General features: G+C 69.2%; 24 protein-coding genes and 2 pseudogenes. 8 read left to right on the top strand and 18 right to left on the bottom strand.

The genetic code is table 11. From position 1 onward, the window contains the following. Window positions 1-173 precede the first annotated feature (173 nt). The 4 genes from ABZV91_RS01100 (at window position 174) to ABZV91_RS01085 (ending at window position 3,206) form a co-directional block, all read left to right on the top strand. On the top strand, window positions 174-1,115 hold the full coding sequence (locus ABZV91_RS01100) for an alpha/beta hydrolase family protein (RefSeq protein WP_355233657.1): 942 nt from the start codon (window positions 174-176) through the stop codon (window positions 1,113-1,115). Between the two features lie 160 nt (window positions 1,116-1,275). Continuing rightward, window positions 1,276-2,457, top strand: a complete 1,182-nt coding sequence (locus ABZV91_RS01095; protein ID WP_355233655.1) for a lipase family protein — start codon at window positions 1,276-1,278, stop codon at window positions 2,455-2,457. Between the two features lie 133 nt (window positions 2,458-2,590). Continuing rightward, the gene (locus ABZV91_RS01090) at window positions 2,591-3,001 is read left to right on the top strand and encodes a hypothetical protein (RefSeq protein WP_355233653.1); all 411 of its coding nucleotides are present in this window, start codon (window positions 2,591-2,593) and stop codon (window positions 2,999-3,001) included. A gap of 49 nt (window positions 3,002-3,050) precedes the next feature. Beyond that, complete coding sequence (locus tag ABZV91_RS01085; protein WP_085995414.1) at window positions 3,051-3,206, top strand: DUF6131 family protein; 156 nt, start codon at window positions 3,051-3,053, stop codon at window positions 3,204-3,206. Window positions 3,207-3,323: 117 nt separating this feature from the next. Here ABZV91_RS01085 and ABZV91_RS01080 read toward each other — a convergent pair whose 3' ends face one another. From ABZV91_RS01080 to ABZV91_RS01020, 13 genes and pseudogenes are all read right to left on the bottom strand, one after another. Then, window positions 3,324-4,109 (bottom strand): MHYT domain-containing protein, encoded by a 786-nt coding sequence (locus ABZV91_RS01080; protein ID WP_355233651.1) that lies wholly within the window; start codon window positions 4,107-4,109, stop codon window positions 3,324-3,326. 490 nt (window positions 4,110-4,599) lie between these two features. After that, window positions 4,600-4,833 carry a hypothetical protein gene (locus ABZV91_RS01075; RefSeq protein WP_355233649.1) on the bottom strand — a complete coding sequence of 78 codons (234 nt, stop codon included), beginning with the start codon at window positions 4,831-4,833 and terminating at the stop codon, window positions 4,600-4,602. Window positions 4,834-4,912: 79 nt separating this feature from the next. Next, the gene (locus tag ABZV91_RS01070; protein ID WP_355233647.1) at window positions 4,913-5,653 is read right to left on the bottom strand and encodes an NAD(P)H-binding protein; all 741 of its coding nucleotides are present in this window, start codon (window positions 5,651-5,653) and stop codon (window positions 4,913-4,915) included. Between the two features lie 229 nt (window positions 5,654-5,882). Beyond that, complete coding sequence (locus ABZV91_RS01065; RefSeq protein WP_355233645.1) at window positions 5,883-6,806, bottom strand: hypothetical protein; 924 nt, start codon at window positions 6,804-6,806, stop codon at window positions 5,883-5,885. Beyond that, complete coding sequence (locus ABZV91_RS01060) at window positions 6,803-7,465, bottom strand: hypothetical protein (protein ID WP_355233643.1); 663 nt, start codon at window positions 7,463-7,465, stop codon at window positions 6,803-6,805. Before ABZV91_RS01060 ends, ABZV91_RS01065 begins: the two co-directional genes overlap by 4 nt. 188 nt (window positions 7,466-7,653) lie before the next feature. Next, window positions 7,654-8,481 carry an enoyl-CoA hydratase/isomerase family protein gene (locus ABZV91_RS01055; RefSeq protein ID WP_355233957.1) on the bottom strand — a complete coding sequence of 276 codons (828 nt, stop codon included), beginning with the start codon at window positions 8,479-8,481 and terminating at the stop codon, window positions 7,654-7,656. A gap of 31 nt (window positions 8,482-8,512) precedes the next feature. After that, a complete protein-coding gene (locus tag ABZV91_RS01050; RefSeq protein ID WP_355233642.1) occupies window positions 8,513-9,283 on the bottom strand; it encodes an SDR family oxidoreductase in 771 nt (256 codons plus the stop codon). A gap of 165 nt (window positions 9,284-9,448) precedes the next feature. After that, a pseudogene (locus ABZV91_RS01045) lies at window positions 9,449-9,877 on the bottom strand (helix-turn-helix domain-containing protein). Window positions 9,878-10,030: 153 nt separating this feature from the next. After that, entirely contained in the window at window positions 10,031-10,660 is a 630-nt protein-coding gene (locus tag ABZV91_RS01040) for a class I SAM-dependent methyltransferase (RefSeq protein ID WP_355233640.1), read from the bottom strand. A 52-nt stretch (window positions 10,661-10,712) separates the two neighbouring features. After that, the gene (locus ABZV91_RS01035; RefSeq protein WP_355233638.1) at window positions 10,713-11,429 is read right to left on the bottom strand and encodes an MBL fold metallo-hydrolase; all 717 of its coding nucleotides are present in this window, start codon (window positions 11,427-11,429) and stop codon (window positions 10,713-10,715) included. 189 nt (window positions 11,430-11,618) lie between these two features. Further along, window positions 11,619-12,209 carry a hypothetical protein gene (locus ABZV91_RS01030; protein ID WP_355233636.1) on the bottom strand — a complete coding sequence of 197 codons (591 nt, stop codon included), beginning with the start codon at window positions 12,207-12,209 and terminating at the stop codon, window positions 11,619-11,621. A 446-nt stretch (window positions 12,210-12,655) separates the two neighbouring features. Next, window positions 12,656-13,456, bottom strand: coding sequence for an SGNH/GDSL hydrolase family protein (locus ABZV91_RS01025; RefSeq protein WP_355233634.1), 801 nt, complete (start codon window positions 13,454-13,456; stop codon window positions 12,656-12,658). Next, entirely contained in the window at window positions 13,453-14,856 is a 1,404-nt protein-coding gene (locus ABZV91_RS01020; protein ID WP_355233632.1) for an MFS transporter, read from the bottom strand. The genes ABZV91_RS01025 and ABZV91_RS01020 overlap by 4 nt, the downstream gene beginning before the upstream one ends. Before the next feature lie 105 nt (window positions 14,857-14,961). Here ABZV91_RS01020 and ABZV91_RS01015 point away from each other — a divergent pair, with 105 nt between their 5' ends. After that, window positions 14,962-15,561: a TetR/AcrR family transcriptional regulator gene (locus tag ABZV91_RS01015; RefSeq protein WP_355233630.1), complete on the top strand. Its 600-nt coding sequence runs from the start codon at window positions 14,962-14,964 to the stop codon at window positions 15,559-15,561. A 36-nt stretch (window positions 15,562-15,597) separates the two neighbouring features. Here ABZV91_RS01015 and ABZV91_RS01010 read toward each other — a convergent pair whose 3' ends face one another. The 3 genes from ABZV91_RS01010 to ABZV91_RS01000 all read right to left on the bottom strand — a co-directional run bounded on the left by ABZV91_RS01010 (window position 15,598) and on the right by ABZV91_RS01000 (window position 19,145). Continuing rightward, window positions 15,598-16,731, bottom strand: coding sequence for an NAD(P)-binding domain-containing protein (locus tag ABZV91_RS01010; protein WP_355233628.1), 1,134 nt, complete (start codon window positions 16,729-16,731; stop codon window positions 15,598-15,600). Window positions 16,732-16,828: 97 nt separating this feature from the next. Further along, on the bottom strand, window positions 16,829-18,475 hold the full coding sequence (locus tag ABZV91_RS01005; protein ID WP_355233626.1) for a HAMP domain-containing sensor histidine kinase: 1,647 nt from the start codon (window positions 18,473-18,475) through the stop codon (window positions 16,829-16,831). After that, window positions 18,468-19,145: a response regulator transcription factor gene (locus ABZV91_RS01000; protein ID WP_355233624.1), complete on the bottom strand. Its 678-nt coding sequence runs from the start codon at window positions 19,143-19,145 to the stop codon at window positions 18,468-18,470. Before ABZV91_RS01000 ends, ABZV91_RS01005 begins: the two co-directional genes overlap by 8 nt. Before the next feature lie 120 nt (window positions 19,146-19,265). Here ABZV91_RS01000 and ABZV91_RS00995 point away from each other — a divergent pair, with 120 nt between their 5' ends. Continuing rightward, window positions 19,266-19,643 carry a PepSY domain-containing protein gene (locus ABZV91_RS00995; protein ID WP_355233622.1) on the top strand — a complete coding sequence of 126 codons (378 nt, stop codon included), beginning with the start codon at window positions 19,266-19,268 and terminating at the stop codon, window positions 19,641-19,643. A 169-nt stretch (window positions 19,644-19,812) separates the two neighbouring features. After that, entirely contained in the window at window positions 19,813-20,514 is a 702-nt protein-coding gene (locus ABZV91_RS00990) for a dienelactone hydrolase family protein (protein WP_355233620.1), read from the top strand. A 565-nt stretch (window positions 20,515-21,079) separates the two neighbouring features. Here the strand turns inward: ABZV91_RS00990 and ABZV91_RS00985 are convergent. Together ABZV91_RS00985 and ABZV91_RS00980 are read right to left on the bottom strand one after the other, a co-directional pair. Continuing rightward, on the bottom strand, window positions 21,080-21,244 hold the full coding sequence (locus ABZV91_RS00985) for a hypothetical protein (protein WP_355233618.1): 165 nt from the start codon (window positions 21,242-21,244) through the stop codon (window positions 21,080-21,082). Window positions 21,245-21,541: 297 nt separating this feature from the next. After that, window positions 21,542-22,905, bottom strand: a pseudogene (locus tag ABZV91_RS00980) (DUF4158 domain-containing protein); the annotation flags it as partial. A 518-nt stretch (window positions 22,906-23,423) separates the two neighbouring features. On the opposite strand from ABZV91_RS00980, the gene ABZV91_RS00975 reads away from it, so the two are divergent. Then, window positions 23,424-24,560, top strand: a complete 1,137-nt coding sequence (locus ABZV91_RS00975) for an IS110 family transposase (protein WP_355233955.1) — start codon at window positions 23,424-23,426, stop codon at window positions 24,558-24,560. Window positions 24,561-24,700 lie beyond the last annotated feature (140 nt).

Genomic DNA, 24,700 nt, shown 5'->3' with positions numbered 1-24,700 from the left:
GCCGTACCGGCGCGTCCCGGCCACGCGGCCCGGCGCGCTCGTATCGAGCGGCACCCGAGGTAGCCGGACCGAGCAGCGGTTTTCCGTAGCGGGCCACGAGACATACCGGCGCACAACGGTTGAACTCTGGAATTCCGGCGGCGATTCGGCGCGGGAATGGGTACACCGGAGGGGTGCGGTACAAATTCTTGCTCACGATGTCGACCGCGGTACTGACTGTCGCGGCGTCCCTGTTCACCGTCCAGCCCGCCGCGGCCGCTCCGGGGCCGCGGGTCGACGCGGAGAAGCCGATCGACGGTCGCGCGATCCTGCTCGACGTGTACTCACCCGCCATGGACACCGTGGTGACCAACCGGGTCATTCCCGCGCCGGGTGGGGGGCCGGCGCCCACGGTGTACCTGCTGACCGGTATCGGCGGCGGTGCCGACGGCATCTCCTGGTGGGACGATACCGATGTCCGGCAGTTCTTCGGAGACAAGAACGTGAACGTGGTGATGCCGATCGGCGGCGCCTACTCGATGTACACCGACTGGCACACCGACGATCCCGTGGTCGGACGCGCCCGCTGGCAGACCTACCTCACCCGCGAGCTGCCCTCGGTCGTGGACGCCCGGTTCGGCACCACCGGTCGGAATGCGATCGCCGGGGTGTCGATGAGCGGTGGTTCGGCCGTGGACCTCGCCATCCAGGCGCCGGAGCGCTACCAGGCGGTCGCCTCCTACAGCGGGTGCCCGTGGTCCGCCGACGCCGCGGGTATCGCGATGGTCAGTGCGCAGGTGGTGCGGGGCGGCGCGAATCCGGGCAATATGTGGGGTGCGCCGGGGGCGGCGGGCTGGCAGGTCCACGACGCGTTCGCGCAGGCTGCCCGGCTGGCCGGAAAGACCGTGTATCTGTCCGCCGCGTCGGGGATGCCCGGCGAGATCGACCGGGGCTGGGGATTCCCCCCGGTCGAAGCCATTGCCGCCGCCTGCACCTCGGCCTTCGCCGCCCGCTTGGGCCGACTCGGGATCGGGGCGGTGCACATCGACCGCCCGGCGGGCGCCCATACCTGGGGCCAGTTCGAATACGACCTGCACGATTCGTGGCCGCACCTGGCGCGGGCCATCGGCGCCTGACCACCGCCCGTCCGCGCTGACGGTCGGTTGCCGCGGCGGGTGGGCGACTGCGAGGGCCGGAAAATCGCCGACGGCCCGCTCGGCCGAGTGTTCCGGGCCGGACGGCATGCCGAGGTGATCGGTCGCCTGTCCGGCTGCAAGACTGACCGTGCATCGCACGATGCGGCGCAGCACCGGTGGGCGATCCGGTGAGAGGAGCATCATACGGAAATTCGGTACGGCCGCGGTCACCGCGCTGCTCGCGGCCGCCATATCCGGGCTGTCCGGTGGGCATGCGGTGGCGGCACCGGGCGCCGGCGTCGTCGAATCCGTCGAACCGCTGGCCGCGCAGGCCGTGCTGCCCGGCTCGGTGGACTCCCAGCGCATGCTCTACACGACCACCACGGTCGGTGGCGCGCCGACGGTGGCCAGTGCCGCCGTGTACTTCCCGGTCGGCGCGCCCCCGGCCGGTGGATGGCCGGTCATCGCCTGGGCGCACGGCACCGTCGGGCTCGGTGACTCCTGCGCATACAGTGTGGCCGGCCCGGGTGCCGTGGAGCGGGACTGGGCATACCTGGGCCGATGGCTCGAAGAGGGCTACGCCATCGTCGCCGCCGACTACGCCGGGCTGGGCACGCCCGGTGAGCATCCGTATCTGAACGGGATGGTCGAGGCGCACAATGTCGTCGACGCGGTACGGGCCGCGGCGGGGCACTATTCCGCGGTATCGAACAAATGGGTCGTGGTAGGGCAGTCGCAGGGCGGGGGAGCGGCGGTCACCACCGCCCGGTACGCCACCGAATTCGGCGGCCCGGAACTGGACTATCGGGGCGCGGTGGCCACCGGCGTCCCCGCCTATATCGAGAACATCCTCGCGCTCATGGGTCCGGGCGTGCCGCCGGTGGAACTGGGCGCGCACACCACCGGCTACGCGCTGTATCTGCTCAATGGTCTGCGCACCACCTATCCCGAGTTGGACATCGACTCCTTCCTCACCGATTCCGGCCGGTACTGGCTGGAACGCGCCCGCACCGAATGCCTGTCGCCCCTCGGGGACGAACTGGTGGCCCACGGTGTGGTGATCGGCGACCTGTTCACCCGGCCGTTGGCCGATATCCCGGATCTCCGTGGGTTGCTCACCCGCTACCTCGGCCTGCCCGAATCCGGCTACGGCGAACCGCTCTTCCTCGGGCAGGGGTTGCTCGACACCGATGTGATCACCCCGGAGACGCTGCGGTTCGCGGCCGTGCTCGCGGCGAACCGGCAGCCGGTCACACTGAAGGTGTACCCCACCGATCACGACGGCGCCGTGAACGATTCGCTACCCGATTCGGTGCCGTTCGTCCGCGGTCTCTTCGCCTGAGTTCCGGGCCGTCCGAGCCCACGGGCCCACCCCGCCGGTGAATCCGGCTGGCGGACATGGTCTTCCCCCCGTTTGACATCGTCGTCGCCGGGAATAGCGGGAGCATAGTGTTCCTCGACCCTTGGGAATTGCCATGATCATTGTTCTCGGGCTCGTGATCGCCGTCGCGGCGGTTGCCGCCGGTGTCGCCGGCGTCGCGGCCAATACCAGTGATGTCAATCGACTGACCAGCGACTTCTCGGTCTTCGATTACCACTTCGCCGGTACCACCGGCGAACTGTTCCTCATCGGCATCATCGTCGGTGCGGTCGGTGGCCTGGGGGTGGGCCTCGTCTCCGCCGGTGCGTGGCGCTCCACTCGCCGAAGCATGGAGACCCGCCGTGAACTGCGGCGGTCGCGTAAGGAGATCGCCGCGGCTCAGCGGGATCTCGCTAAGACCAAGGAGCCGGCGACGAAGCCCGCGCCCGCCCCTGCCGCGGCTCCGGCCTGGTCGATGAGCAAGTTGCTGCGCAAGCCGGGCAAGAGCGCGGCGACCGCGAAGTGATCCCCGGCCCTCGCCCGGACATCGGATAGAGAATCAGGAAGTCAGTGTCATGATCGTTCTCGGACTCGTTCTGCTCATCGTCGGTTACCTGCTCGGTATCGGCGTGCTCACCACCATCGGCCTCGTCCTGCTCGTGGTCGGCGCGGTACTGGCCATCGCCGGATCGGTGGGCCGGCCCGTCGGTGGCCGTCGGCATTATTACTGACCTCGTCCACCATCGACCTCGTGCACCGGCCGCGGCGGTGCGGACGATCCACACGGATCGTCCGCACCGCCGCGGCCCCGCGCCCCGGAATGCGGCGGTATCGACCGGTGCAGCCGTTCAGCGTACCGGCGTCTGTTCCCGCTGCGGGGGGCTCGCCGCCGCTCGGGCGCCAGCGCCGTGGGGGTTGGTCAGCGCCATGCTCACTCCGATGAGCAGCACCACGGTGACCACGCTGATGGCGCCGAGTAGCGGGCCCAGGACATCCAAGGGCTCGGCGCCTTCGGGCATCGCGGCGCCGGGCACCGCGTGCGCGTGCATGGCGGACATGCCCGTGTAGTGCATCGTCGCCACCGCCGCGGCCATGATGAACGCCGCGCCCAGAGTGGACGGTATTCCCCACGAGCGCATGCTGAACCACAGGGTCGCGGTGGCCGCGACCGCGGCGATGACCAGTGACAGTGCCACGCGTGCGGGGTCGTACTCGATATGCGCGTCGGTGCGCATCGCGTACATACCGGTGTAGTGCATGGCCGAGATGCCGAGTCCGGTGACGACACCGCCGGTCAGCAGGGCCGGAAGGCCCGAGCCCGGTGTGGTCACCAGATACAGGCCCACGGCGACCACACCGATCGAGGTCGCCGCGCTCAGCAGGGTGAGCGGGACGTCGAATCGTATCTGTGCGCCGTCTATGGAAAACCCCAGCATCGCCACGAAATGCATGACCCAGATACCGGTTCCGCCGATGGTGATGGAGGCGAGGACGAGCCAGAACAGCCGGCGTCGTCCGTGACGTGCCTGCTTGGTGCACTGCAATCCGATCGCGCATCCGGTGGCCGAGAGGAAATACGCGAGGGCGGGCGTCAGCCAGCCGAACGCGAAGTGTTCGAGGTGAAGCATGTCCATCCAACGTTCCGCCGGGAAGCCCGGAGATTCTGTGTAGGGGTAAACAGTACGATGCCCACCTCGGCGGCGTGTGCTGATCATTTGCCTGAAACCTTGTGGCATCAATCACATTCGAAATCGGCGATGGGTTGATTCCGCAATATTGCATTGTCTATCTTGCGGATTCGCTCCCGCGGGTGTCGACGGCCGGGTGCACGCCCGCGTGCCGGAAAGGCCGAGACTGCCGCACTGTTGGAGCGTGCCCGCTGTGGATCCGAGCGAAACGTCCTTTCCGGAAAGCGTGCGGTTCTGATTCGTTGCCCGCCGTGACTTCGTCTTTCTCGATCGTGGATAACTGCTCTATAACTGGCGTATAACTTCTCGGCGGCAGTTACGTAGTCGGTGAAACGTTCTCGGGCCGTGGCCGGGGAGACAGGGGACATACCCCGTGGCCTGGATCCGGCCGCCGGGCGCGGCGGCCGGATCAGGGTCGGCGATCCCGGCCCAGCCCTTACCGCCGTGGTGGGCCCGCCCATTTGATCAGTTCCGACGCGGACGTGACCCGGGAGTCGAACACCGTCCACAGCGACCCGTCGGTCAGCCGCCGGAGGACGAACCGGTACTTGCCGTAGCACGCCCGCGAGGCTGTCGTCAGACGAGTCCTTCCCACCACCCGGTAGGGATGTCCGTCGATGTGCACTGTCGGGTTCATGATCTGATCTCCCCTTTCGCCGTTGTCGGTCATCGGCGGCCACTGTGGCAGGGGAGTGCTGAAGCCACGCTGAAGCGACCTGAAGAGGGCCTCAGGAAGCGGGCTGCCGAGGTCAGCGGTGTGCGCCCAGCCAGTCGCGATAGTGGGTGGGAGCCAGGTGCGCGTCGGGCCCGGCGAGGAGTTCGTCGCCGGTGATCGCGGCGAACATGCCGGCCGTCTCGTCGGTGACGACGACCCGGTCGTCGTGCCGGGCGAGCAGAGTCATTCGCCCGAGTTCGTCGAGGGGTAGGACATCGGGCCCGGCGACATTGCGGATACCCTGCAGCGGGGCGCCCAGCGCGACGCCGACCACCGCGTCGACCACGTCCGCGGCCGCCATCGGCTGCAACCGGGTCGCGGGCAGCCGGACGACGCTGTCGTCGGCGGACCAGGACATCACCGCGTCCATGAACTCGAAGAACTGGGTGGCGCGCACGATCGAATACGGTGTGGGGCCCTGCCGGAGCAATTGCTCCTGCAGGGCCTTGGCCCGGTAGTAGTCCACTTGCGGCACCCGGTCCACACCCACGATCGACAGCACCACCTGGTGCTTCACTCCGGCACGGTCGCCGGCGCCGAGCAGGTTGTCCATCGTGGTGCGGAAGAAATCCACTGCGGCATCGTCGAAGGTCGGGGAGTTGGCCAGGCCGACCACCACGTCGGCACCCGCCACCGCCTGGTCCAGGCCTTCGCCGCTGACCAAGTCCACGCCGGTGGACGGTGCGGCGGGAACGGCGTCGTGGCCGGCCGCCCGGAGCTTGCGGACGACCTGCGAGCCGATCCGACCGGTACCGCCGATGACTGTCAGCTTCATGTTGCCCACCTTTCACCGCCTGCCGCCGGGCAGGCCGGGTTCGGAGAGGTCGATGTGCACTGAAACTTCGAGAGGCGCTCTACTGCGGCGGTCCGCGACCGGCCGGGAGACGGTCGGTGGCGTGAACCGGGTGATCACTGTGCTGCCGTTCCAGGATCGCATCGGTGATCCCGGCGGCCCCGGCCCGGCCGCCGGAATAGATGAATTCGAGACCTGCGCGCCGCCCGGATCAGGTGGTGAGCCGCGCGTCCGGCATCAGGCGGGTGGTCGACAGATCCCGATGGGCGATGCCGGGACCGTGCTCGTGCACCGGGCGCACCGCCTCGATAATGTTGACGCAGGTCAGGTGGTCGGCCGGGTGCAGCCCGTCGGTGAAGCGGAAGCGGACGTTGGCGGTCCCCCGCGCCGTATCGGTGGTGGTGATCAGCTGATACCGCAGTGGCGCCCGATCCTCGGTGGTGGTCGTCCAGATGGAGCGGTAACTCGATCCGGGACCCAGCTCGCGGTCGACGACGACCTTCTGGACGGCCCCGGACGCGTCGGTCATCACCTCGACGGTGCTGCTGGGGGTCGCGGCCGTGCCGGCGGCGCTGTGGAACACCGCGTCGTCGAGAACGCGCAGACCCGCTGTGTAGTAGCCCTCGACCGCGGCGGCGCCGGCGATGGCGGTCTCGGGCCCGATGTTCCCGATCCCGATATCGCGCCGGTCACCCCACGGGTAGACCCCGGTTTCGGGGAAATCGAGTTCCTCGACCAGCTCCACTCGCCGGATCCCCCGGGTAACCTCGGTCAGCGATCGGATGAGCCGGGCGGGGATAGTGGCCTGGAATGCCCCGGTGGCGTGAAAAGTGGACTGTCCGGTGCGGCAGGCATCCAGCAGTGCGGCGGGCGGAAGGTGGCCGTCCAGCGGTGCCGTGGAGATCACGTCGTAGCCGTCGCTCAGCAGCTCCGGTAGCACCCTGCTCGGTGTGTCCGCGGCGATCTCGGCGAACGTCGGCACGTAGACGACGCACGCCGTGCCCTCCGGGGGCGGCTGCGCGGTCTCGGTGCGCGCGGATACCTCGAGCTGCGGCCGCGCGCGAATCCGGTCGGCGATCCGGTCGGCGAAGGGGCCGGCGCCGAGCACCGCGACCGCGAGCGTGGGTGAACTCATGACGACTCCAGAAGGTAGTGCGGACGTAGGTCCGGCATGACCACACCGGGTGGTGGGGCACACAACTCGGCAACCACGCCCAGCATTGCGGCGACCGAGATATCGGTAACAGCGAACCAATCTCGGCTATAGCCTTCGCCGTCCATTTCGTTACGCGTCCCGGCGACACCCGGCGTGCCGTCGAGGCCGATCACACGGGCGTCGGCCGGGCTGCTCGGATTATCCTGTCCCAGAGGGGCATTGCCGACCCCGATCGGCCGGCACATCTCGTCGGTCCCGAACAGATCGTCGCCGATGAATCCCCGGCTGGTCATCGTGAGCGCGCCGACCGTGCCGGGTTCGACGACGGTGCCGCCGGCCCGCACCCGGACGCGCGCCGGAACCGGGGAGAGGTGGCGAACGACGCGGACCGCGTCCGAGGCGTTGCGGGTGACCTTCCTATCCGCCACCGTCCGCGGCACCGAGAGCGGGGACCGCGTGGGCGACAACCAGGTCGCCATGGACGGATCGCGGTACTGGGCCGCCGACATCACCTTCTTGTGCGCACTGAACACCTGGGCTCCGACGACCTCGAAGTCGGACGATTCGAGGGAGCTGAGCAGGGCGCGCCCGCCCATGTCGCCGGGGCCCCGGAGGATCAGCCGATACGGACCGGTCACAACCGTCTCCTTGCCGCCGTTCGCGGACTTTCTAACACACGGTCGGCGGTGACACGCGAGTTCTGTGCGGCACAGGCGCGGTAATACCGAAACGGTCCACGGTACGAACGGATTCCGCGCGATGTGGACACCGGATGTGACCTGTCGTTCACCATGTGCGGGACGGCCGCCACGCGGTGGGCACGCGGTCAGAGCGGGTCCGCGGTGGTGTGTGTTCCGGCGCGGAAGGCCGCGAAGGAAGCGTCGAGTTCGCCGGTAGCGGTGCACATCACCTGGGTGCGGTTCTCCAGGTCGAGCGCGTGCCGCAGACTCGGCGCGTCCACGGTCTGCCACATCGTCTCTTTCGTCATCCACACCGCGAGCGGGGAATTGCGGGCGATCTCCTCGGCTTTGGCGACGGCGCGCGCGAGTAGTTCGCCGGAGTCGACGACCTCGAGCACCAGTCCGATCCGCTCGGCCTCCGCGGCGTCGAAAACACGGCCGGTGAGCAGCAGTTCGGCCGAGCGGGCGGCGCCGACGAGCCGGGGCAGGTGGTAACTGGTGCCCATATCGCATGCCGAGATCCCGTGCCGGATGAATACCGCGCCGAAGCCGGCGCCACGGGCGGCGTAGCGAATATCGCAGGCCAGCGCCAGCGCGAACCCGCCGCCGACAGCCGCCCCGTCGACGGCGGCGATCACCGGCTGGCGCAGCCGGTGGATCTTCTCGAACGCCGAAGCCATCAGTTCCTGCGCGGCGTAGGTCCGGGCGATCGGGGAGTGGACCGCGCCCAGCAGCGCCGCGGCCGGGGCGGCCCCGGTCGCGGTGAAGTCCGCCGGCTGTGCTTTCAGGTCGGCGCCTGCGCAGAACGCGCCACCGGCCCCGGTGACCACGAGTGCGCGGACCGCCGGGTCGCCGTTGATCTCGTCGAGCACGGTGTGCAGTTCGGCGACGGTCTGATTGTCGAGCGCATTGCGCCGGTGCGGGCGGTCGATCGTCAGCACGACGACCCCGGAGGGCAGGTATTCGGTGGTCAGCGCGGACACGGAAACTCCTTCGGCTCGGGATTCAGCGGGCGACGGTACCGCCGTCGACCAGGAAGGTCTGACCGGTGACGAAACTGCCCGCGTCCGAACACAGCAGCAGTGCGGTGCCGACCATCTCGTCGGGTACGGCGATCCGGCCCAGCAGCGTGGCCCCGGCCATGGCCGCGACGAATTCCGGTGGGTTCTTGCGGACCATATCGGTGTCGACGGCGCCGGGGGCCATGGCGTTCACCCGGATCCCGTCGGCGGCGAATTCGGCGGCCATGGAGCGGGTGAACGACAGCAGGGCCGCCTTGCCCGCCGCGTACATCGACAGGGCGGGTGCGAACTGCAGGGCCGCGACCGAGCCGAGATTCAACACCGCCGCGTGGTCGCTGGCCCGCAGATACGGCAGGGCCGCCTGGACCAGGAACAGTGGTCCCTGCACATTGACGCCGAAGGACTTCTCGACCGCCGCGGGTTCCATGGTCGCCAACGGCTGGGCGAGGGCGTTGGCCGCGTTGTTGACGACGATATCGATGCCGCCGAAAGTGTCGGCGGCGGTCCGCACCAGCTCGCGCAGGGCTTCCACGTCCCCCAGGTGGGTGGGTACGCCGATCGCTTCCGCGCCGAGTTCCCTCAGCCGTGCCGCTGCCTGCTCGCACGCGTCCGGCTTACGGCTGGCCACCACGAGACGGGCGCCCGCGCAGGCGAATCCTTCGGCGATGGCGAGCCCGATACCCCGGGTGCCCCCGGTGACGATCGCGGTCCGCCCGCTCAGGTCGAACAACTTCTGAAAGGAGTTGCTGTCCACTGGGTCAACCTTTCGCTCGGCGGGCGGTGACCCGCTCGGCCATAGGGTGCGCTACGGCCGCAGGCATTTGTATCAGTACTCGGATCGCCCCCGGGCGAGTGGTCCCGGTCGGCGCGACCGCGCGACGTCCGGGTGCCGCCGCGGTCCCGCGGTGCCGTCTCCGGTTCACCACACGAGCCGCGCGAGATCGCGGCGGGAATACGCACGGACCGCGTCCGGATCCGAGATGCCCAGCTGCCCTTCGGGATCGAGCAGCAACGACACTGTGAGGCGGACCGGAAGTTCGGAGACCGCCCGGAGGTCCGCCTCCGGCATCGTCATACCGCTCCGGCGCGGCGTTCCCGCGACCCGGACACCCGCCTCCGCGATGGGCAGCCCGCGCGGCCGTCCGGTGGGCCCCATGAGCAGCTCCGGTTCGCCGGTCACGATGCGCCGGGCCGGCGGTGAGTGTTCCAGGAGCTCGAACAACGCGTCCCTGGTCGGGAATCGCCGCTAGAGCGTCCGGCGGCCGATCCCGGCGCGCAGAGCGATATCGTCCATGGTGGCGCGCCGGACTCCGTACTGCTCGAACTCCGATCGGGCGGCGGCCAGGATCCGCTGGACCTGGGGATCGGTCCGGCTCTCGACGGACCCGGGGAAGTCCCGCACCCGTCGGCCCCGGTCGTGCGGATCCTCGCTGTAGACGGTCTGCAACCCGCCAATTTCTCCGGTCGGCGATCTTCTCCGCCTCGTCGAGATCGCAGGAGCTCAGTCCGCGCGGGAGAACACCGCGACCAGGAACTCCGAGGAGTCGGTGAAGGGCCGCAGATCCCAGGTCGACAGCAAGAGATCCGCGGTGAGGCCCTGCGCGGCGGCATCGGCGCGGAATTCCGCGAAGTCGTAGCCGCGGTCGGCGCCGAAACCGGTGACCACACGGCCCCGCGGTGCGAGGTGCCGGGCGAAACCGGCCAGCACCGCCGGCCGGGTCGACGGCGCCAGGAAGGTCATCACATTGCCCGCGCAGACGATCACATCGAAATCGGCGGCGACACCCCGGGCCGGTAGGTCCAGTTCGGCGAGATCGCCGACCAGCCAGGTGGGGCCGGGGTAGTCCGCCTCGGCGGCCGCGATCAGCACCGGATCGATATCGAGGCCGACCACGGTGTGCCCGGCATTGTGCAGATGGCCGCCCAGGCGGCCCGGTCCGCAGCCCGCGTCGAGTACTCGTCCGCCTCGGCCCAGCATCGCGTCGATCAGCCGCGCCTCGCCGAATATGTCGTGGCCTTCCGCCACGAGCGTCCGGAACCGCCGCACATACCACTCGGAATGTGCGGGGTCGGCCGCGGTGAGTTCCTCCCAGCGGCTCGGCGTGCGGTCCGGCGGGGTGTTGGCGCTCATCCGGTTCCTCTCGCGTCGGCGCGCCGCCCGGTGCGGGGCGCCTGTCGGAACCCTACGGGCCCAGTCGGTTCTCGTAGACCGCCGCGAGGTCGCGCAGGGCGGCGGACCCGTCCCCGGTGAAGCTGGAGCCGTGCATCACCGCCAGTGTGGTCGGTCGCAACTCGGCGAGCCGGCGCAGTGTCGCGGGTACCGCCGGGCCCAGCGACGTGGCATGGAAGACGTCCTCGGCCACCTCGGCCGGTCCCACCAGATCGGCGCCGGTGAGGGCCGGTCCGTCGCCGAGTTGAGTCATCAGGTCACCGCAGAACAACACGCCGGTGGACTTCTCGTAGAGCACCCGCGCCTCCCAGTTGTGCGGCGCGTGCGGTGTATCGAAGTGCTGGATCCGGCGGTCACCGAGATCGATGATCTCGCCGTCGGTCAGGCGGCGCGGCCGCCGATCGGCCAGATCGTCCAGCGATACCTGGCATCCCACGACACCGTGGGCCACCTGGGCATACGGTGCCGCGTCCAGGAACAGGTTCATCGCCCCGCTCTCGTCGGCCTCCACATGGCCGAAAGTGATCCAGCGGAGTTCCGCCACGGGTCGGATTCGCGCGATCGCCGCCGACACCGCAGGGAACAGCGCCCGCATCCCGGTGTGGAACAGCAGGGGTTCCGCGGCATCGACGAAGAATTGATTGAACGTGAAACCGGTGGGGCCTACCTCGGGAACGAAAGTGGAGAAGCGGTAGACGCCGTCGGCGATCTCGTCTGTTCGGATATCCATCACAGCAGTCCTGGTAGCGCCAACCCCCGCCGAGTATCGGACAGAACGCGTATTCGAGCAGCGGGTCCCAGTGTATCTCCGCTGGTCGGCGCCGAACAGAGCGGTGATATCCGGTCGATGCCGGGCAGGGGCGCGCGTGGCCCCACGCCGAGGTGAGGCCACGCATGCCGGTACCCGGACGCGGTGCTGTTACACCTCGGCGACGCAGGTGACGAGCTGGCGCTCGTCGTAGGTGTAGTAGCTGGTGGCCTCGGCGGGGCACCCGGATTCGTCGGTGGTACCGGTGAGGATCTTCAGCACATGCACGGTATCGGGCTTACCCGGCGTGCACGGGCTGTGGGTCGGGCTGTCGCTTCCCGACGGCACCGTCATGCACTGACCTTCGACCCAGTCGATGTCCAGGCACAGCGCGCCCTGTTCCTGGCCGGCCAGGGTCACGTAGTAGGTCTGGTCGACATCGGAGGCGCAGCCGTCCTGGGTGGGGGCCTTGGCGACCACCTTGTAGTTCGAATTCTCCGAACCGCACTCGGCGTGGTCGATCTCCGCGTCCATCATCGTCCCCGACAACGTGACACAGTCACCGATGGCGGCGTCGAAATCGACATCCCCGCCCTCGTCGGACCCGTTCTGTCCGGGCACGGTGGATACCGCGCTCGCCGACGAACTCTGCCCCGAGTCGTTCCCGCTGGTACACGCCGACAGGGTCAGCACCGCACAGCCGAGTACAACGAGGCCGGCCAGCACCCCGGGAATCCGGAACAGGGGCGAACGTCTGGACATATGAACTCCTCCATGAAAATACGTGAGTGAATGATGTTCGGGCAGTGCATGATTCGAGGCATGAACCTGGGAATGCGGCGCAGGCGGGAACGAAGCCGGGCAGGCTTCGGCCCGCTGACCGCCGCCGGAAGTGCCGGCCGCGCAGGAATTGCCCGGGCATCGCGATCCGCCCCCGCGACCTGTGACGGTCCACGGGGGCCTGTTACTCAAGTGACGTACCGCCGGATGACCGTGGTACGGGCGAGGCCCGGCCGGTGCGGCCGAATATGGCGACGACGAGATCGACCGTGACGGTGCCCCGTTGTCCCGGTGGACCGGCCACGTGCGAATGCTCGTGTGAGCTTATCGGTCGACCCCCCGACCCGCGGTGATCGCGGGGACGGTTGCCCATGCCCCGAATCCCCGCCGCGCCCGTGACCTACGGCCGTAGCTTCCCACGTCGGTACCTACTCCTCCTCGCTGGTGCCCGGCGCAGATCTTAACCGCTCGCGCCGACAAAGTGGATCCTTCGGGCAGGTTTGCCCGTCCGTGGCCGGAGGGAGGAAGGCCGGTCGACGGGTCGATCCGGCGGCGGCCGGGATCCGTGCTGCCAGAGCGCGGATCATCTCCGTCGCGACGACCGCGTGCCCGCTGGTCGTGAAGTGGATGAGGTCCGCGCTCATGAGATCCGGGCGCAGCCGCAGCGGATGGTCCCAGAACTCGACCAGCACCGCGTCGTACCGGCCGGCCACGTCACGGACGATCTCGTTGAGCTCGGCCATCCGCGGCCGCATCGGCCGCATCGGCGCCATCCGCTCGGTCTCCCAGACATCGGCCACGGTGAACGCGCACAGCTGGGCGCCGGTGGCGGCCAGCGCGGAGAACGCGGTCTCGAGATTCGCGCGCAATCGATCGATATCACCGCCGGGATGGAACAGATCGTTGCCGCCGCACGATATGTGCACGAGGTCGGGCCGGAATTCCAGTACCGAGGCCAGTTGTTCGGCGAGCATCTGATCCGAGGTCGCGCCGATTCGCCCGGTGTTCAGGTATCTCACCTCCGGGTTCACGGAGGTGAGAACCTCCGCGACCCGGTCGGCCCAGCCGATCTCGCGGTAGCCCGCGGACGCGTCGCCCACCCCTCGGGCGATGGAATCGCCGAGCACGGCGTAGCGCTGCCAGGGCGCATCGCGTAAGAGGGCGCGGGCGCGGCCGGTGGAGATCAGCATCGGGTCGTCGGATTCGGTACGGCCGTGGTGGTGTGTCATATCGACTTCTCTCGGGACGGAACGGCGATCAGGCCCGCCGATACGGCCGCGAAGCCCGCGCACACCAGGAACAAGGTGTGGAACCCGGTGAGGGGGTCGCCGGGGTGGGCGGCGAGCACCGCCGCCAGGACCGCGATACCGAGCGCGCCGCCGAGCTGGCGCGCGGTCAGATTCATCCCGGTACCGGCCGCGAAACGGTGCGGCGGCAGCGCGTTCGCCGCGGTGGCGCCCAGTACGGTCACCACGATTCCGACGCCCCCGCCGCCGAGTATTCCGGCCGGAATCCAGGCCGACCAGAACGCGGGAGTGGGGCCGAACATGTCGGTGCTCATCCAGGCGAGCGTGGCGAGGAACATCAGCACCCCGAAGACCCCGGTCCAGCGCCGGGGGCCGGCTGCGGTCACGCGGCCGGTGAGTGTCGCGCTCACCATCGAGGCCACCGCGCCCACGCTCAGCGCCGCGGCCGAACCCAGGACGGAGTATTCCCACATCGCGTCGAGGAACATCGGCCCGGCCAGCAGCCACGCGAACATGGCGGCGCCGAACGCGAAGGAGGCGGCATTGGTGAGCGCGAACGATCGGCTTCGCCAGAGATCGACGGCGAGCGCGGGATTCGGGTGCCGGAGTGAGCGACGCAGGGCGGCGCAGGTGAGGACAGCGCCCACGGCCAGGGCGGTGAGTGTGCCGGGCGCGGTCCAGCCCCAGCGCTGCCCCTCGGTGAGTCCCGCGACGAGCCCGCCCAGGCCCGTGGCGACCATGACCGTACCCACCGGGTCCGGCAAGGCACCGCGCGTCTGCTCGGTGTCCGGGGCCAGGATGCGGAAGGCGAGCGCGGCCAGGGCGAGCGCGATCGGTACGTTGATCAGGAAAATGGCGCGCCAGCCGAACAACTCGACCAGTGCGCCGCCGAGTGCGGGACCCACGACCGCGGCGAACCCACCGGCCGCCGACCAGGCCGCGATGGCGCCACCGATACGTGCGCGCGGCGTGACGGCGAGGAGGGCGGCGAGGGCCGCCGGCACCATCAGTGCGGCCGTCGCCCCCTGGGTCACCCGGGCGACGATGAGCAGGCCCGCGGTCGGCGCCACCCCGCACAGCAGCGAAGTGAGCGCGAAACCGACCACAGCGCCGAGGAAGACCGTGCGTCGCCCCACCGCGTCGGCGATCCGGCCGCCCGGGGTGAGCAGTGCCGCGAACGCGACCGCGTAGCCGCTGATCACCCAGGTGAGGGTGGTCGGCGAGGTGGCCGGATGGTCGCGGGCGAGGGAGGGGAAGGCGATATTGACTACCGATAGGTCGAGGAAGGCGAGGAAGGCCGCGCCGGCGGCGACGAGAAGTGCGCCGGAGCCGCGCGCGGGGGTGGATTGCGGGTCGGTGGCCTGCACGGACGATTCGGTCATGGGAATCCTGGGAAGCGTAGGAAGGAACAAAACGTACGAACGTTCGTAAAGAAAAATACGACCGATCGTTCGTATTGACAAGAGGAAGATGTCAGAATGGGCGGTATGGCAGAGGCGATCACGGACCAACGGCTGGTCAAAGGAGCCCGGTCCCGGGCCGCGATCGCCCGGCACGCTGCCGACGTGGCGTCGGTGGAGGGGCTCGCGGGGGTCAGCCTGGGCAGGCTGGCGGCCGATCTGGGTATCAGCAAGAGCGGGATCGCCACCCTGTTCAAGAACAAAGAGGCGCTCCAACTCGCGGCCGTCCGGGCCGGGCGTGACGTGTTCGTCGAACAGATCGTCACGCCGGCGCTGGCCGTACCGCGCGGTCTGTCCAGGGTGCGCGCGCTGGTCGACCGCTGGCTCGACTACATCGCCGACCCGGTGTTCCCGGGCGGCTGCTTCCGGGCCGCGGTGCTCGCCGAGTTCGACAGCCGGCCGGGGCCGGTCCGCGACGCCGTCGCCGCGGACCACGCGGAGTGGACGACATTCCTGACCGGCGAGATCCGCAAGGCCCAGGAGTCGGGCGAGCTGACGGGACGGGACGCGGCGGCACTGGCCTTCGAGATCGACGCGATCGTCGGCGCCGCCAATACCGCGCGCCAGCTCGGTGACCACGAACGGGTCGCGACCGCGCGCCGGATCCTGGCGGATCTGCTGCGCTGACCACGCGGGGACGGCTGCCGCGCCGGCGTGGGGCGCCTACCCGCGGAGAGCGCCCCGCTCCAGGCCCAGATGGTCGATGAGCTCCGCCGCCGCCGCCCGCCCGGCCCTGTTCGCGCCGATCGTGCTGGCCGACGGGCCGTATCCGATCAAATGGATCCGCGGATCCACCGCGACCCGGGTGGCGAGCGCGCCGTTCATGGTGATTCCACCGCCCGGACCGCGGAGCCGCAGCGGGGCCAGATGATCCAGCGCACTGCGAAAACCCGTGGCCCACAGGATGACCTGCGCGGCCTGGAAACCACCGTCGGCCCAGCGCACCCCCGCTGGCTCGATATGGTCGAACATCGGCCGCCGCCGGAGCACGCCGCGGTCCCGGGCGGCGCGGAGCCGCTCGTCCAGCGGGAGGCCGGTCACCGAGACCACCGAGCCGGGCGGAAGTCCCCGGCGTACCCGATCCTCCACGATCGCCACCGCCCGCCGGCCCGCGTCCGCGCCGAACGGAGTATCCCGGAAGGCGGGTTCCGACCGCGTCACCCAGGTGGTGCCGGTGACCCGGGAGATCTCGTCGAGCAGTTGTACCGCGGAGATCCCACCCCCGACGACCACCACGTGCTGTCCGGCGAATTCGGCCGGATCGTGGTAATCACGGGTGTGCAGCTGCCGTCCGGCGAAGGTCTCGGCGCCGCGATAGTGCGGTACGAAAGGGTGCTCCCACGTTCCGGTGCCGTTGATCAATCCGCGCACCCGGAGCGTGCCGGCGTGGTCGGTCTCGGCGTGCAGCAGACCGTCGTCTCCGGCGCGATCGCACACCACCCGCACGCTCACCGGACGGCGTACCCGGAGCTGGAAATGCTCCTCGTAGCGCTGGTAGTAGCGCGGTACCGCGGTCGCTGCCGGAACGTCGGCCCCGGCGGCGCCCGGCTCGATGTTCTCGGCGAAGGACATGCCGGGCAGGTCGTGTACCCGGTTCACGGTGCTGAGGGTCAGGGACGGCCAGCGGAACTGCCAGGCGCCGCCGGGGCCGGGCGCATGGTCGACGATGAGGAAATCCTGTCCGGGCACGAGCCCGTGCCGCCGCAGGTGGTACCCGGCCGACAGACCGGACTGCCCGGCCCCGATCACCAGTATCGGGAAATCCGGTTCCGCCGGGTGCACTGCCTGCTGCGCCATGATCGCCGATGCTAGTGCGCGCGCCGCACCGGAAACCGCCGGCCACGTGTCCGGCGGTCCGTCCCGCTCCGGCGCCGGCCGCTCGCCGCCGGGGCGGTCACCCGGCCACCCGGCGGGCCACGGGAAGTTCCACCACGAATCGCGCACCACCGGAGTCCGCGGGCTCGACCCGGATCGTCCCCTCGTGGCGTCCGACCACATCGCGCACGATCGCCAGGCCCAGGCCCGCGCCTCCTTCGTCTCGGCTGCGGGCGTCGTCGAGGCGCACGAAACGCTGGAATATGCGCTCCCGGTCGGCCTCCGGCACGCCCGGGCCGTCGTCGGTCACCGCCAGCACCGCCCGGTCGCCCTGCCGCTCCAGCGTCACCCGCACCGTCGCCGCGGCGTGCCGTTGCGCGTTGTCGACGAGATTGCCCAGGACACGTGCCAATTGGGTCCGGCTACCGGTGACCACGAGCTCGTCGGCGCCGCTGTCGGCGCCGACCGGTAGGCGATCGCCGACCCGGTGGGCGAGTTCCTCACGGACCAGTGCCGGGAGATCGATCCGGTCGGCCCGGGGCTGTTCGCCCGCGTCGAGGCGGGCCAGCAGCAGCAGATCGGCCGCGAGGTGTTCCAGTCGCACGGTGTCGCCGAGGAGCCCGTCGAGTTCGAGCAACCCCGGATGTGCCTGCGACACTTCGAGCTGGGTCCGCAGACTGGCGATCGGGCTGCGCAGTTCGTGTGCGGCGTCGGCGATGAACCGGCGCTGACGTTCCGCGGACTGCTCCAGTGCCGCCAGTGTGTCGTTGGTGGTGACCGCCAGCCGGGCGATCTCGTCGCGGGCGGCGGGTTCGGGAACCCGCCGCGACAGGTCACCGTGCATGATCTCGGCCAGCTCGGACCGGATGGACTCCACCGGCCGCAACGCCCACCGGGTGACCAGCCAGGTCACCGCGGCGACCACGGCGAGCAGCACCGGCAGGCCGATCAGCATCGCCCGCCGCAGGTCGGCGACCGCGCTGTCGGCGGTATCCAGCGACGCGCCCGCGTACACCGTGACGGGTTGCCCGTCGGGGGCCGTGCTGCCGAGCGCGGCGACACGATAGCTGTCGGGCCCGGAATCGCCGACCGTGAGTTCGGTCTGCCCGAATACCGGTTCGCCGGCCGTGGGAGCGCCGACGGCCTGCGCGGTTCCCGTGCCGATTCCGCTGCCCTCGCCGGCCCTGCTGCCGAGGCCCGCCGCGCTGTTCCCGGCGCCGGGCGCCTCGTCCGTGGACTCCGACCCGGTGTCGGAGTCTTCGTCGTCGTCCTCGGAGTCCTCGTCCCGGGTCTCCTCGGATTCGTCGTCGTCCTCGGAGTCCTCGCCCCGGCTCTCCTCGGATTCGTCGTCGGCGGCGGTCCGGTCGTCTCCGGACCGAGCGTCCGCGGACGCATTCGGCCCGAGATCGGCCATCGGACCCCGGCCACGCAGTTCTTCGTCGGCGGCGAGTACCCGCCCGTCCACCGAAACGACCTGCACCGGTTCATCATCGGGATCGGGCAGTCGGAGTTGCGCGAGTGGCGTTCCGGCATCCAGCTGACCGGCGATATCGCGCGCCGTGTTCGCGGCCTGCAGATCCGCGCTCTCGACCAGATTGCCGCGCAGGGCCGCGAGGAGGATGAGCCCGGTGGCGGTCAGGGCGATCGCGACGACCACGGTCGCCGCGGCCGTGGTACGCGCCCGGACCGAATTCCACCAGGGGCGCCGGCGCCTCCGCTCACCCACGTTCGGCCGCCAGCCGGTAACCCGCGCCGCGTACGGTCAGAATGGTCCGGCAACCGAAGGGCGTATCGATCTTGCGGCGCAGCGTGCTGATGTAGACCTCGACGATATTCGGGTCGCCGTCGTAGGCGGAATCCCAGACATGATGCAGGATATCGGCTTTGGACACGACCTCCCCGGCGCGAACGGCCAGATGCTCCAACACCGCGAATTCCTTCGCGGTCAGCACGATCTCGCGATCGCCGCGCCGGCAGCCGTGGGTGGCGGGGTCGACGACCAGATCGCCGACCCGCAGGACGCGCACACCGCCGCGGGTGCGGCGACGCAACAGCGCCCGGATCCGGGCCACCAGCACGACATAGGAGAACGGTTTGCTGAGGTAGTCGTCGGCGCCGGTGTCCAGGCCCTCGGCCTCGTCGTACTCTCCGTCCTTGGCCGTGAGCATCAGCACCGGTGTTTCGTCGCCCGCCGCGCGCAGGGTCGCGCACACCCGGTAGCCGTTCATACCGGGCAGCATGATGTCCAGGATGATCAGGTCGTACTCGGTGGTGGTGGCGCGGTGCAGTCCCTCGGCGCCGTCGTGTACGACGTCGACCGCGAAACCCTCGGCCGACAACCCTTTCGCCAGTGCGAGGGCGAGCCGTTTCTCGTCCTCGACGATCAGCAGACGCATCCACCCAGAGTGACAGATACTTCCTGAAATGTTCTTCAGGTGACTTCAGGTCACCTTCAGCATCGGCTTGCGACAGTGATGACCGTCTTCGAGACGTACACCCACTCAGGAGGTTTCACCATGGCAAGCGTCATTCGTCACGCGGTCGCCGGTCTGCGTTGGATTCTGATCGGCGCCGCGGTCGTGGCCGTGGTCGCCGGTGCCGCCGTCGGCGTCGCCACCGTTGCCCTCGGGCACACCCCACCACACGGCACCGTGGCCCTCGATCGCCCCATCGCCGAGTGGTCCCTCGTCGCCGATCCCGGGGTCGATCGCATCGCGGCCATGGACGCCGCCGTGGCCGCGGTCCCCGACAGCCGGGCCGTTTCGGCAGAGTTCGAGACCGAGCGCCGCGGACCGGTCTGGGAGGTCGAAGTCGTGACCTCGGCGGGCGTCGAGTACGAGGTGACGGTGGACGCGAACACCGGTGAGATCATCGGTGCGGCCGAACGCGATTGATCCGCGCCGTGCGTGTCCGGGCGCCGGGTCCGGGCCGGCTGCCGCCGCGGGCGGCGGCCGGCCCCGCCGCGTCGGCGAGGTGCGCGAGCGGGCGGCGCGGCGATGCGACACTGGATGCGCTGTCGCGGTCTGCTGCGAGAGTTCCGGATCGAACAGGAGGTGACCGCCGATGACGGAGATCGAGGTGCCCGCGCCCGACGGCGACATCGACGCCATATGGGAGACGCCCGAGGGCCCGGGACCGTGGCCCGCGGTGGTACTGCTGCACGACGCGGTGGGGCAGACCGCCGATCTGCGCCGCAATGCCCGCATGCTGGCCGACCACGGCTATCTGGTGATCGCGCCGAATCTGTTCTCCCGCGGGCCGCGCTGTGTGCCCGGCGTATTCCGCGATCTGCTGTTCACCGGTGAGGGCCGGGCGGTGCGCGATATCCTCGCCGCGTTGCGGCGGATACGCGACGATTCCTCGTGCACCGGCCGGGTCGCGGTGGCCGGTTTCTGTATGGGTGGGGGTTTCGCCTTGCTCACCGCGCCGCGCGGCTTCGACGCCGCCGCGCCGTTCTATCCGACCAGCCGGGGCAACTACGCGGAGATGTTGCGGGGCAGCTGCCCGATCGTCGCCAGCTACGGCCGGTTGGATCCGATCAATATCGGCCGAGCGCACCGGCTGGAACGAGTACTCGACGACTACGGCGTCGCCCACGACATCAAGACCTATTCCGGGGTCACCCACGCCTTCGCCAACCGGCTACCCACCGAGCCCGTACTGCGGGTAGCCGGTCTCGGTTACGACGAGGAGGCCACCGCGGACGCCTGGCGACGTGTTTTCGCCTTTTTCGACGTCTACCTGAAAAGTCCTTCGCCACACTGACCGCGGCCACCGCGGGGGAGGCGGATCGGGTGTCCCGCAGCCGGATTCGTGTTCCCGGTGACGGGAAGCCGTCGGCCGAAAACTGAAGCCGTTGAATATCGTACCGTTCAACAACGGCATAGTTGCCGCTGTTGCGTCCGGCGTCGTGTCCGGGCGGTTCGGTTCGACGGAAGCAGGTCCGACATGTCCAACAACTTCTTTCTCAAATTCATGATGATGATGATCATGATGTCGATGTTCTGAGGTTCTTGCGTCGCCGGCCGGGCTCGATGGCCGGCGAGGCTCGAGGTTCGATCGGCCGGGCCGCCGGAGCGCTTTCGTCCCGGCGCACCATCGCCCCGGCGGTGGGCGAGGCCGCCCGGTAGACGGATGAGCAGGTCACCCGGAGCGGCGACCTGCTCATCCCGGCGCACGCTCCTCGACGAGCAACGTGCGCTCTTCCGGTTGGCTCGATGATCGCGATCAGGGCGACGCCCGCCGGCCATCCGGGGGCCGTGCCTCGGCGGATGCTCCCGCCGACGGCAGAACCGCCCAGTCGGTAGAAGTGCTGTGGAGTTGGGGGCGCTCAGATACAGACTGTGGCGCTTCCGAGGGGGATACACAGGATGATGGCGGAGCCGGTGACCGGGCCGGCGGTCGGGGTGGCGGCCGAGGCCAGCGGGGCTCCGAAGGCGCCGAGGGACAGAGTGATCGCGGTTGCGGCGAAAATCTTGGTGATTCTGGTAGACATTGCATATCCTTCGGTCGGGGTGAAACCAGGACGTTTTTCGCGCAGCATCATCAGTTTTCGCTGCTCGCAAGGCCGACACCAGACAAGAAATCATCAAATTTCCCGGGACCTGATTACGACAGGGTCACCGATCCTGCGCGACAGGTCGCGCCACGATCGCGATGTGCGCGGGAATGCCCGTCGCCGAATTCTGCACGGCGGCCCGCGATATCCGGCCGGCCCGCACGTGCGGCGATCGTCCACAGCATCCACCGTGACCGCGCCGGGTCGGCGTAGCGGCGACCGACGAGCTGCCACACTGCCGGACTTCCGGGCCTCGTCGAGGTAGCCGCGCCATTTGGTCGGCACGAAACCGTCCGGGGCCTCGTCGAACACCTTCCGACGGCCGGTGGCGTTCAGCTCTCGCAGCATGTCCACCGCAACCAGCAGCTCGGTCGCCGCGGTCCCGCCGGCGAACCGCACCGCCGGCAACACCGCCGGAGTGAACTGCCGCAGATAGTTGTAGGACAAATCCAGCGCGGCCAGATGCCCGTGATCACGCGGAAGACGGGGTTTGGCCTGCGCGATCGCAGCCCGCAACCGATCCCACCCGATCGCATCACCCCGGATCAGGCCACCGATTTCCTCATCGGCGATCTGCGGATCGGTGACGATTTCCAATAGCTCGTCCAGCAGAGCTTGGCGGTCCTCACCGGATTTTCCGCGTTCGGCCAGCTGCTGCTGCATGCGCCGCTCCGCCTGGCCGAATTTCGCCGAGATCGCCTGATCGAACAGCGCCACCACCTCATCGAGCACGTCGGTCGCCGATTGCGCCAGCACCGTCAACAGGATCGGATACCGGCGCTGCGGCTCTCGCCGCTCCAAGGCCTGCGGGGTCATGCGGCGGCCCATCGTAGCCAGGAACCGGCGCCGCTCGGCGGGCAGCACCGACATATCGAGCCGGTCCGCGCTCATCCCGCGCAGGAACCCCAGCTTCTCGACCTCGGCCTTCACCGCCTGCGCCGACGCCTCCACCGGCCCCGTCGACAGCCACCGCAACCGCGACACCCCGAGCGAGGCATCGGTGACCAGCAGCGCGTCCAACTCCGCGCACCGCTCAGGTGTGAACTCGTGCGCGAGCCGGTCGTAGGTCTCGGTCTGCGCCTGGTGACGGGCATGTGCGACCCGTTCCACCACCGTGACCGGGCCCGGCCGGATCACCCGCGCCGAGATCAAATACTCACACGCGAGCCGGAACAGCAGCGTTGGGGGATCGTGCTCCATCGCCCGCGCAAGCAAGAACTCGTCCAGTTCCTTCGATTCCAGCGGCCGGCCTCCAGCCCAGATACTGAGCGGCCAGCCGCGCATGCTCGGTACGGGTCTTGGCGCGTCTGCCATACGAACCGATCTCCACCGGATCCACCCCCAAGCTGCTCAGCGAGCCGGGCCACGGCCACCGGCGGTGCCGTCGTCAACCGGCCCGGCACGAACCCCAGCCACGGCAGCGTGCACAACGCGATCGCCAGCCCCAACCGATCCGCCGGGCCCCGGCCACGACCCGGATCCACGAACGCCAGATCAGCCGGGGTCAGCGTGAAATACCGGAACAACTCTTCGCGGCTGATCTCCGGGAACCCCCGCAGACGCTCCAACTCCTCGTCCGCGAACACCCTCGTCGCCACGAACCCCGACCTCCAGCACGCCGATCAAACCTCATCGGCAGCCAAGCCAAGCACCAACCACCCAGCCCCGCACCCCGAACACGAGAACCCTGCCCTACCAGGCCGCTACGCCATATCCGCCCGAAATTCGGCCGATACTACGGCGACGCCGATATCGCCGCCCACGGATTCCGGGCGGCAAGGGCCGCAGGCCCGCGGCAGTACCTCTCGAACCCAGCCCCGCTGGAAGCAAGCTCCGATACTTCGCAGATAGTGACGTCTGAGGCTCCCGGCTTATATGGGTGTCACCGGTTGGCTGGCTGGATGATCACCGGCCGTAGTCTGCCGGAGGTGTCGAGTCGGGGCTGGCTCGTGAGGTTCCTGCCGCCCGTTCGGGCTGGCTCACCGGGGGTTTGCGCCCCGGCCCGACACCGACCGCGGGTCTGACTCAACAGAGGTGTGGGACACACAGGCCGAAAGCCGGAATGTCGCCCGCGGCTCCCTATATCTCGACGAGGAGTCAGGAGACGTGGTTGACGGTGCTGATCGGGGTCGACCCGCACAAAACCACTCATACGGCGGCGGCGCTGAATGCCGCAACGAACAAGACGATCGAAACGATACGCATCGACGCCACATTGCCCGAGTATCGGCGACTTCTGGCTTGGGCAAAACGATTTACTGAACGGTGCTGGGCCGTGGAGAACGCGTGGGGCCTGGGCCGACACCTGGCCCAATGGCTGATCGCTCACGGCGAGACGGTCACCGACGTCCCGTCCACCGCCACCGCGCGAGTCCGGGAATTGTCGCGGGGCGGGCGGCGCAAAAATGACAATATCGACGCGGCCGCGGCTGCCAGCGTGGCGGCGTTGCACGGCGATGCAGCGCCCGTCGAGGCGGAGGGCGCGAGCACAGTGCTGCGGATGCTCGATGAGCGACGCACGAATCTGACCAGGCAGCGCACCCGGACCGTCAACCAGCTGCACGCGGTGATGCGGGAGTTGCTGCCCGGCGGCGTGTCCACCGATCTGACCGCGAACCAGGCCACCGAGGTGTTACGGGGGGTCCGCCCGTCCTCGCCGGTGGAACGCGCCCGCAAAGAACTGGCCCGCGAACTTGTCGCCGATGTGCGGGCACTGGACGCCCGGCTCAAGGCCAATCAGCAGCGGATGCACGACACTGTTGCCGATTCCGGCAGCAGTCTTCTCCACGTGGTCGGCGTCGGACCGGTCGTCGCGGCCCGGCTGCTGGGCCGAACCGGACGCGCGTCACGGTTCCGCACCGCGGGAGCCTTCGCAGTCCACACCGGCACCGCGCCGATAGAAATCGCCAGCGCGGGCAAGTCTCGGCATCGGCTGTCTCGCCACGGCGATCGCCAGCTCAACAACGCCCTGCACACCATCGCCTTGACGCAAGTACGCATGCCGGGCACCAGAGGACGGATCTACTACGACGGCAAAGTCGCCGAGGGCAAAGGACACAAGGAGGCGATGCGCTGCCTCAAACGACGTCTCTGCGACTATGTTTGGCGCATCATGACAGCAGATGAACAACGCCACACCAGCGGGGCGGGTTCCGGAGGACACTCGGGGGCGACTACGAAATCCTGCGCGGCCGGCTCAACCCCACATGCCAGCTCTTCGGATCAGTCACTTCCGGAACCCGCCATCGACTAGCCTACGACCCAACCCGCCCCGGCTGCTTGACAAAACACAGAGGAACCCCCGGGTAGTGGACATCGAGTTAGCAGGATCGTTGATCCTGCGGAAGGATGTCCCTGTGTCTCGGAAGCGTCGGTCGTTCACGACCGAGTACA

The sequence above is a fragment of the Nocardia sp. NPDC004568 genome (assembly GCF_040609955.1).
Taxonomy (GTDB): Bacteria; Actinomycetota; Actinomycetes; order Mycobacteriales; family Mycobacteriaceae; genus Nocardia.
This window is presented reverse-complemented; position numbering and strand designations above follow the sequence as displayed.

What these genes read in the sequence shown, in the direction of transcription:
- ABZV91_RS01075 (WP_355233649.1), bottom strand. Translation starts at nt 4,833, where the DNA reads ATGACCGACAACGGCGAAAGGGGAGATCAGATCATGAACCCGACAGTG.
- ABZV91_RS01030 (WP_355233636.1), bottom strand. Translation starts at nt 12,209, where the DNA reads ATGTCCAGACGTTCGCCCCTGTTCCGGATTCCCGGGGTGCTGGCCGGC.
- ABZV91_RS01065 (WP_355233645.1), bottom strand. Translation starts at nt 6,806, where the DNA reads ATGAGTTCACCCACGCTCGCGGTCGCGGTGCTCGGCGCCGGCCCCTTC.
- ABZV91_RS01020 (WP_355233632.1), bottom strand. Translation starts at nt 14,856, where the DNA reads ATGACCGAATCGTCCGTGCAGGCCACCGACCCGCAATCCACCCCCGCG.
- ABZV91_RS01015 (WP_355233630.1), top strand. Translation starts at nt 14,962, where the DNA reads ATGGCAGAGGCGATCACGGACCAACGGCTGGTCAAAGGAGCCCGGTCC.
- ABZV91_RS00990 (WP_355233620.1), top strand. Translation starts at nt 19,813, where the DNA reads ATGACGGAGATCGAGGTGCCCGCGCCCGACGGCGACATCGACGCCATA.
- ABZV91_RS00985 (WP_355233618.1), bottom strand. Translation starts at nt 21,244, where the DNA reads ATGTCTACCAGAATCACCAAGATTTTCGCCGCAACCGCGATCACTCTG.
- ABZV91_RS01025 (WP_355233634.1), bottom strand. Translation starts at nt 13,456, where the DNA reads ATGACACACCACCACGGCCGTACCGAATCCGACGACCCGATGCTGATC.
- ABZV91_RS01000 (WP_355233624.1), bottom strand. Translation starts at nt 19,145, where the DNA reads ATGCGTCTGCTGATCGTCGAGGACGAGAAACGGCTCGCCCTCGCACTG.
- ABZV91_RS01095 (WP_355233655.1), top strand. Translation starts at nt 1,276, where the DNA reads ATGCGGCGCAGCACCGGTGGGCGATCCGGTGAGAGGAGCATCATACGG.
- ABZV91_RS01035 (WP_355233638.1), bottom strand. Translation starts at nt 11,429, where the DNA reads ATGGATATCCGAACAGACGAGATCGCCGACGGCGTCTACCGCTTCTCC.
- ABZV91_RS01070 (WP_355233647.1), bottom strand. Translation starts at nt 5,653, where the DNA reads ATGAAGCTGACAGTCATCGGCGGTACCGGTCGGATCGGCTCGCAGGTC.
- ABZV91_RS01010 (WP_355233628.1), bottom strand. Translation starts at nt 16,731, where the DNA reads ATGGCGCAGCAGGCAGTGCACCCGGCGGAACCGGATTTCCCGATACTG.
- ABZV91_RS01090 (WP_355233653.1), top strand. Translation starts at nt 2,591, where the DNA reads ATGATCATTGTTCTCGGGCTCGTGATCGCCGTCGCGGCGGTTGCCGCC.
- ABZV91_RS01080 (WP_355233651.1), bottom strand. Translation starts at nt 4,109, where the DNA reads ATGGACATGCTTCACCTCGAACACTTCGCGTTCGGCTGGCTGACGCCC.
- ABZV91_RS01085 (WP_085995414.1), top strand. Translation starts at nt 3,051, where the DNA reads ATGATCGTTCTCGGACTCGTTCTGCTCATCGTCGGTTACCTGCTCGGT.
- ABZV91_RS00995 (WP_355233622.1), top strand. Translation starts at nt 19,266, where the DNA reads ATGGCAAGCGTCATTCGTCACGCGGTCGCCGGTCTGCGTTGGATTCTG.
- ABZV91_RS01040 (WP_355233640.1), bottom strand. Translation starts at nt 10,660, where the DNA reads ATGAGCGCCAACACCCCGCCGGACCGCACGCCGAGCCGCTGGGAGGAA.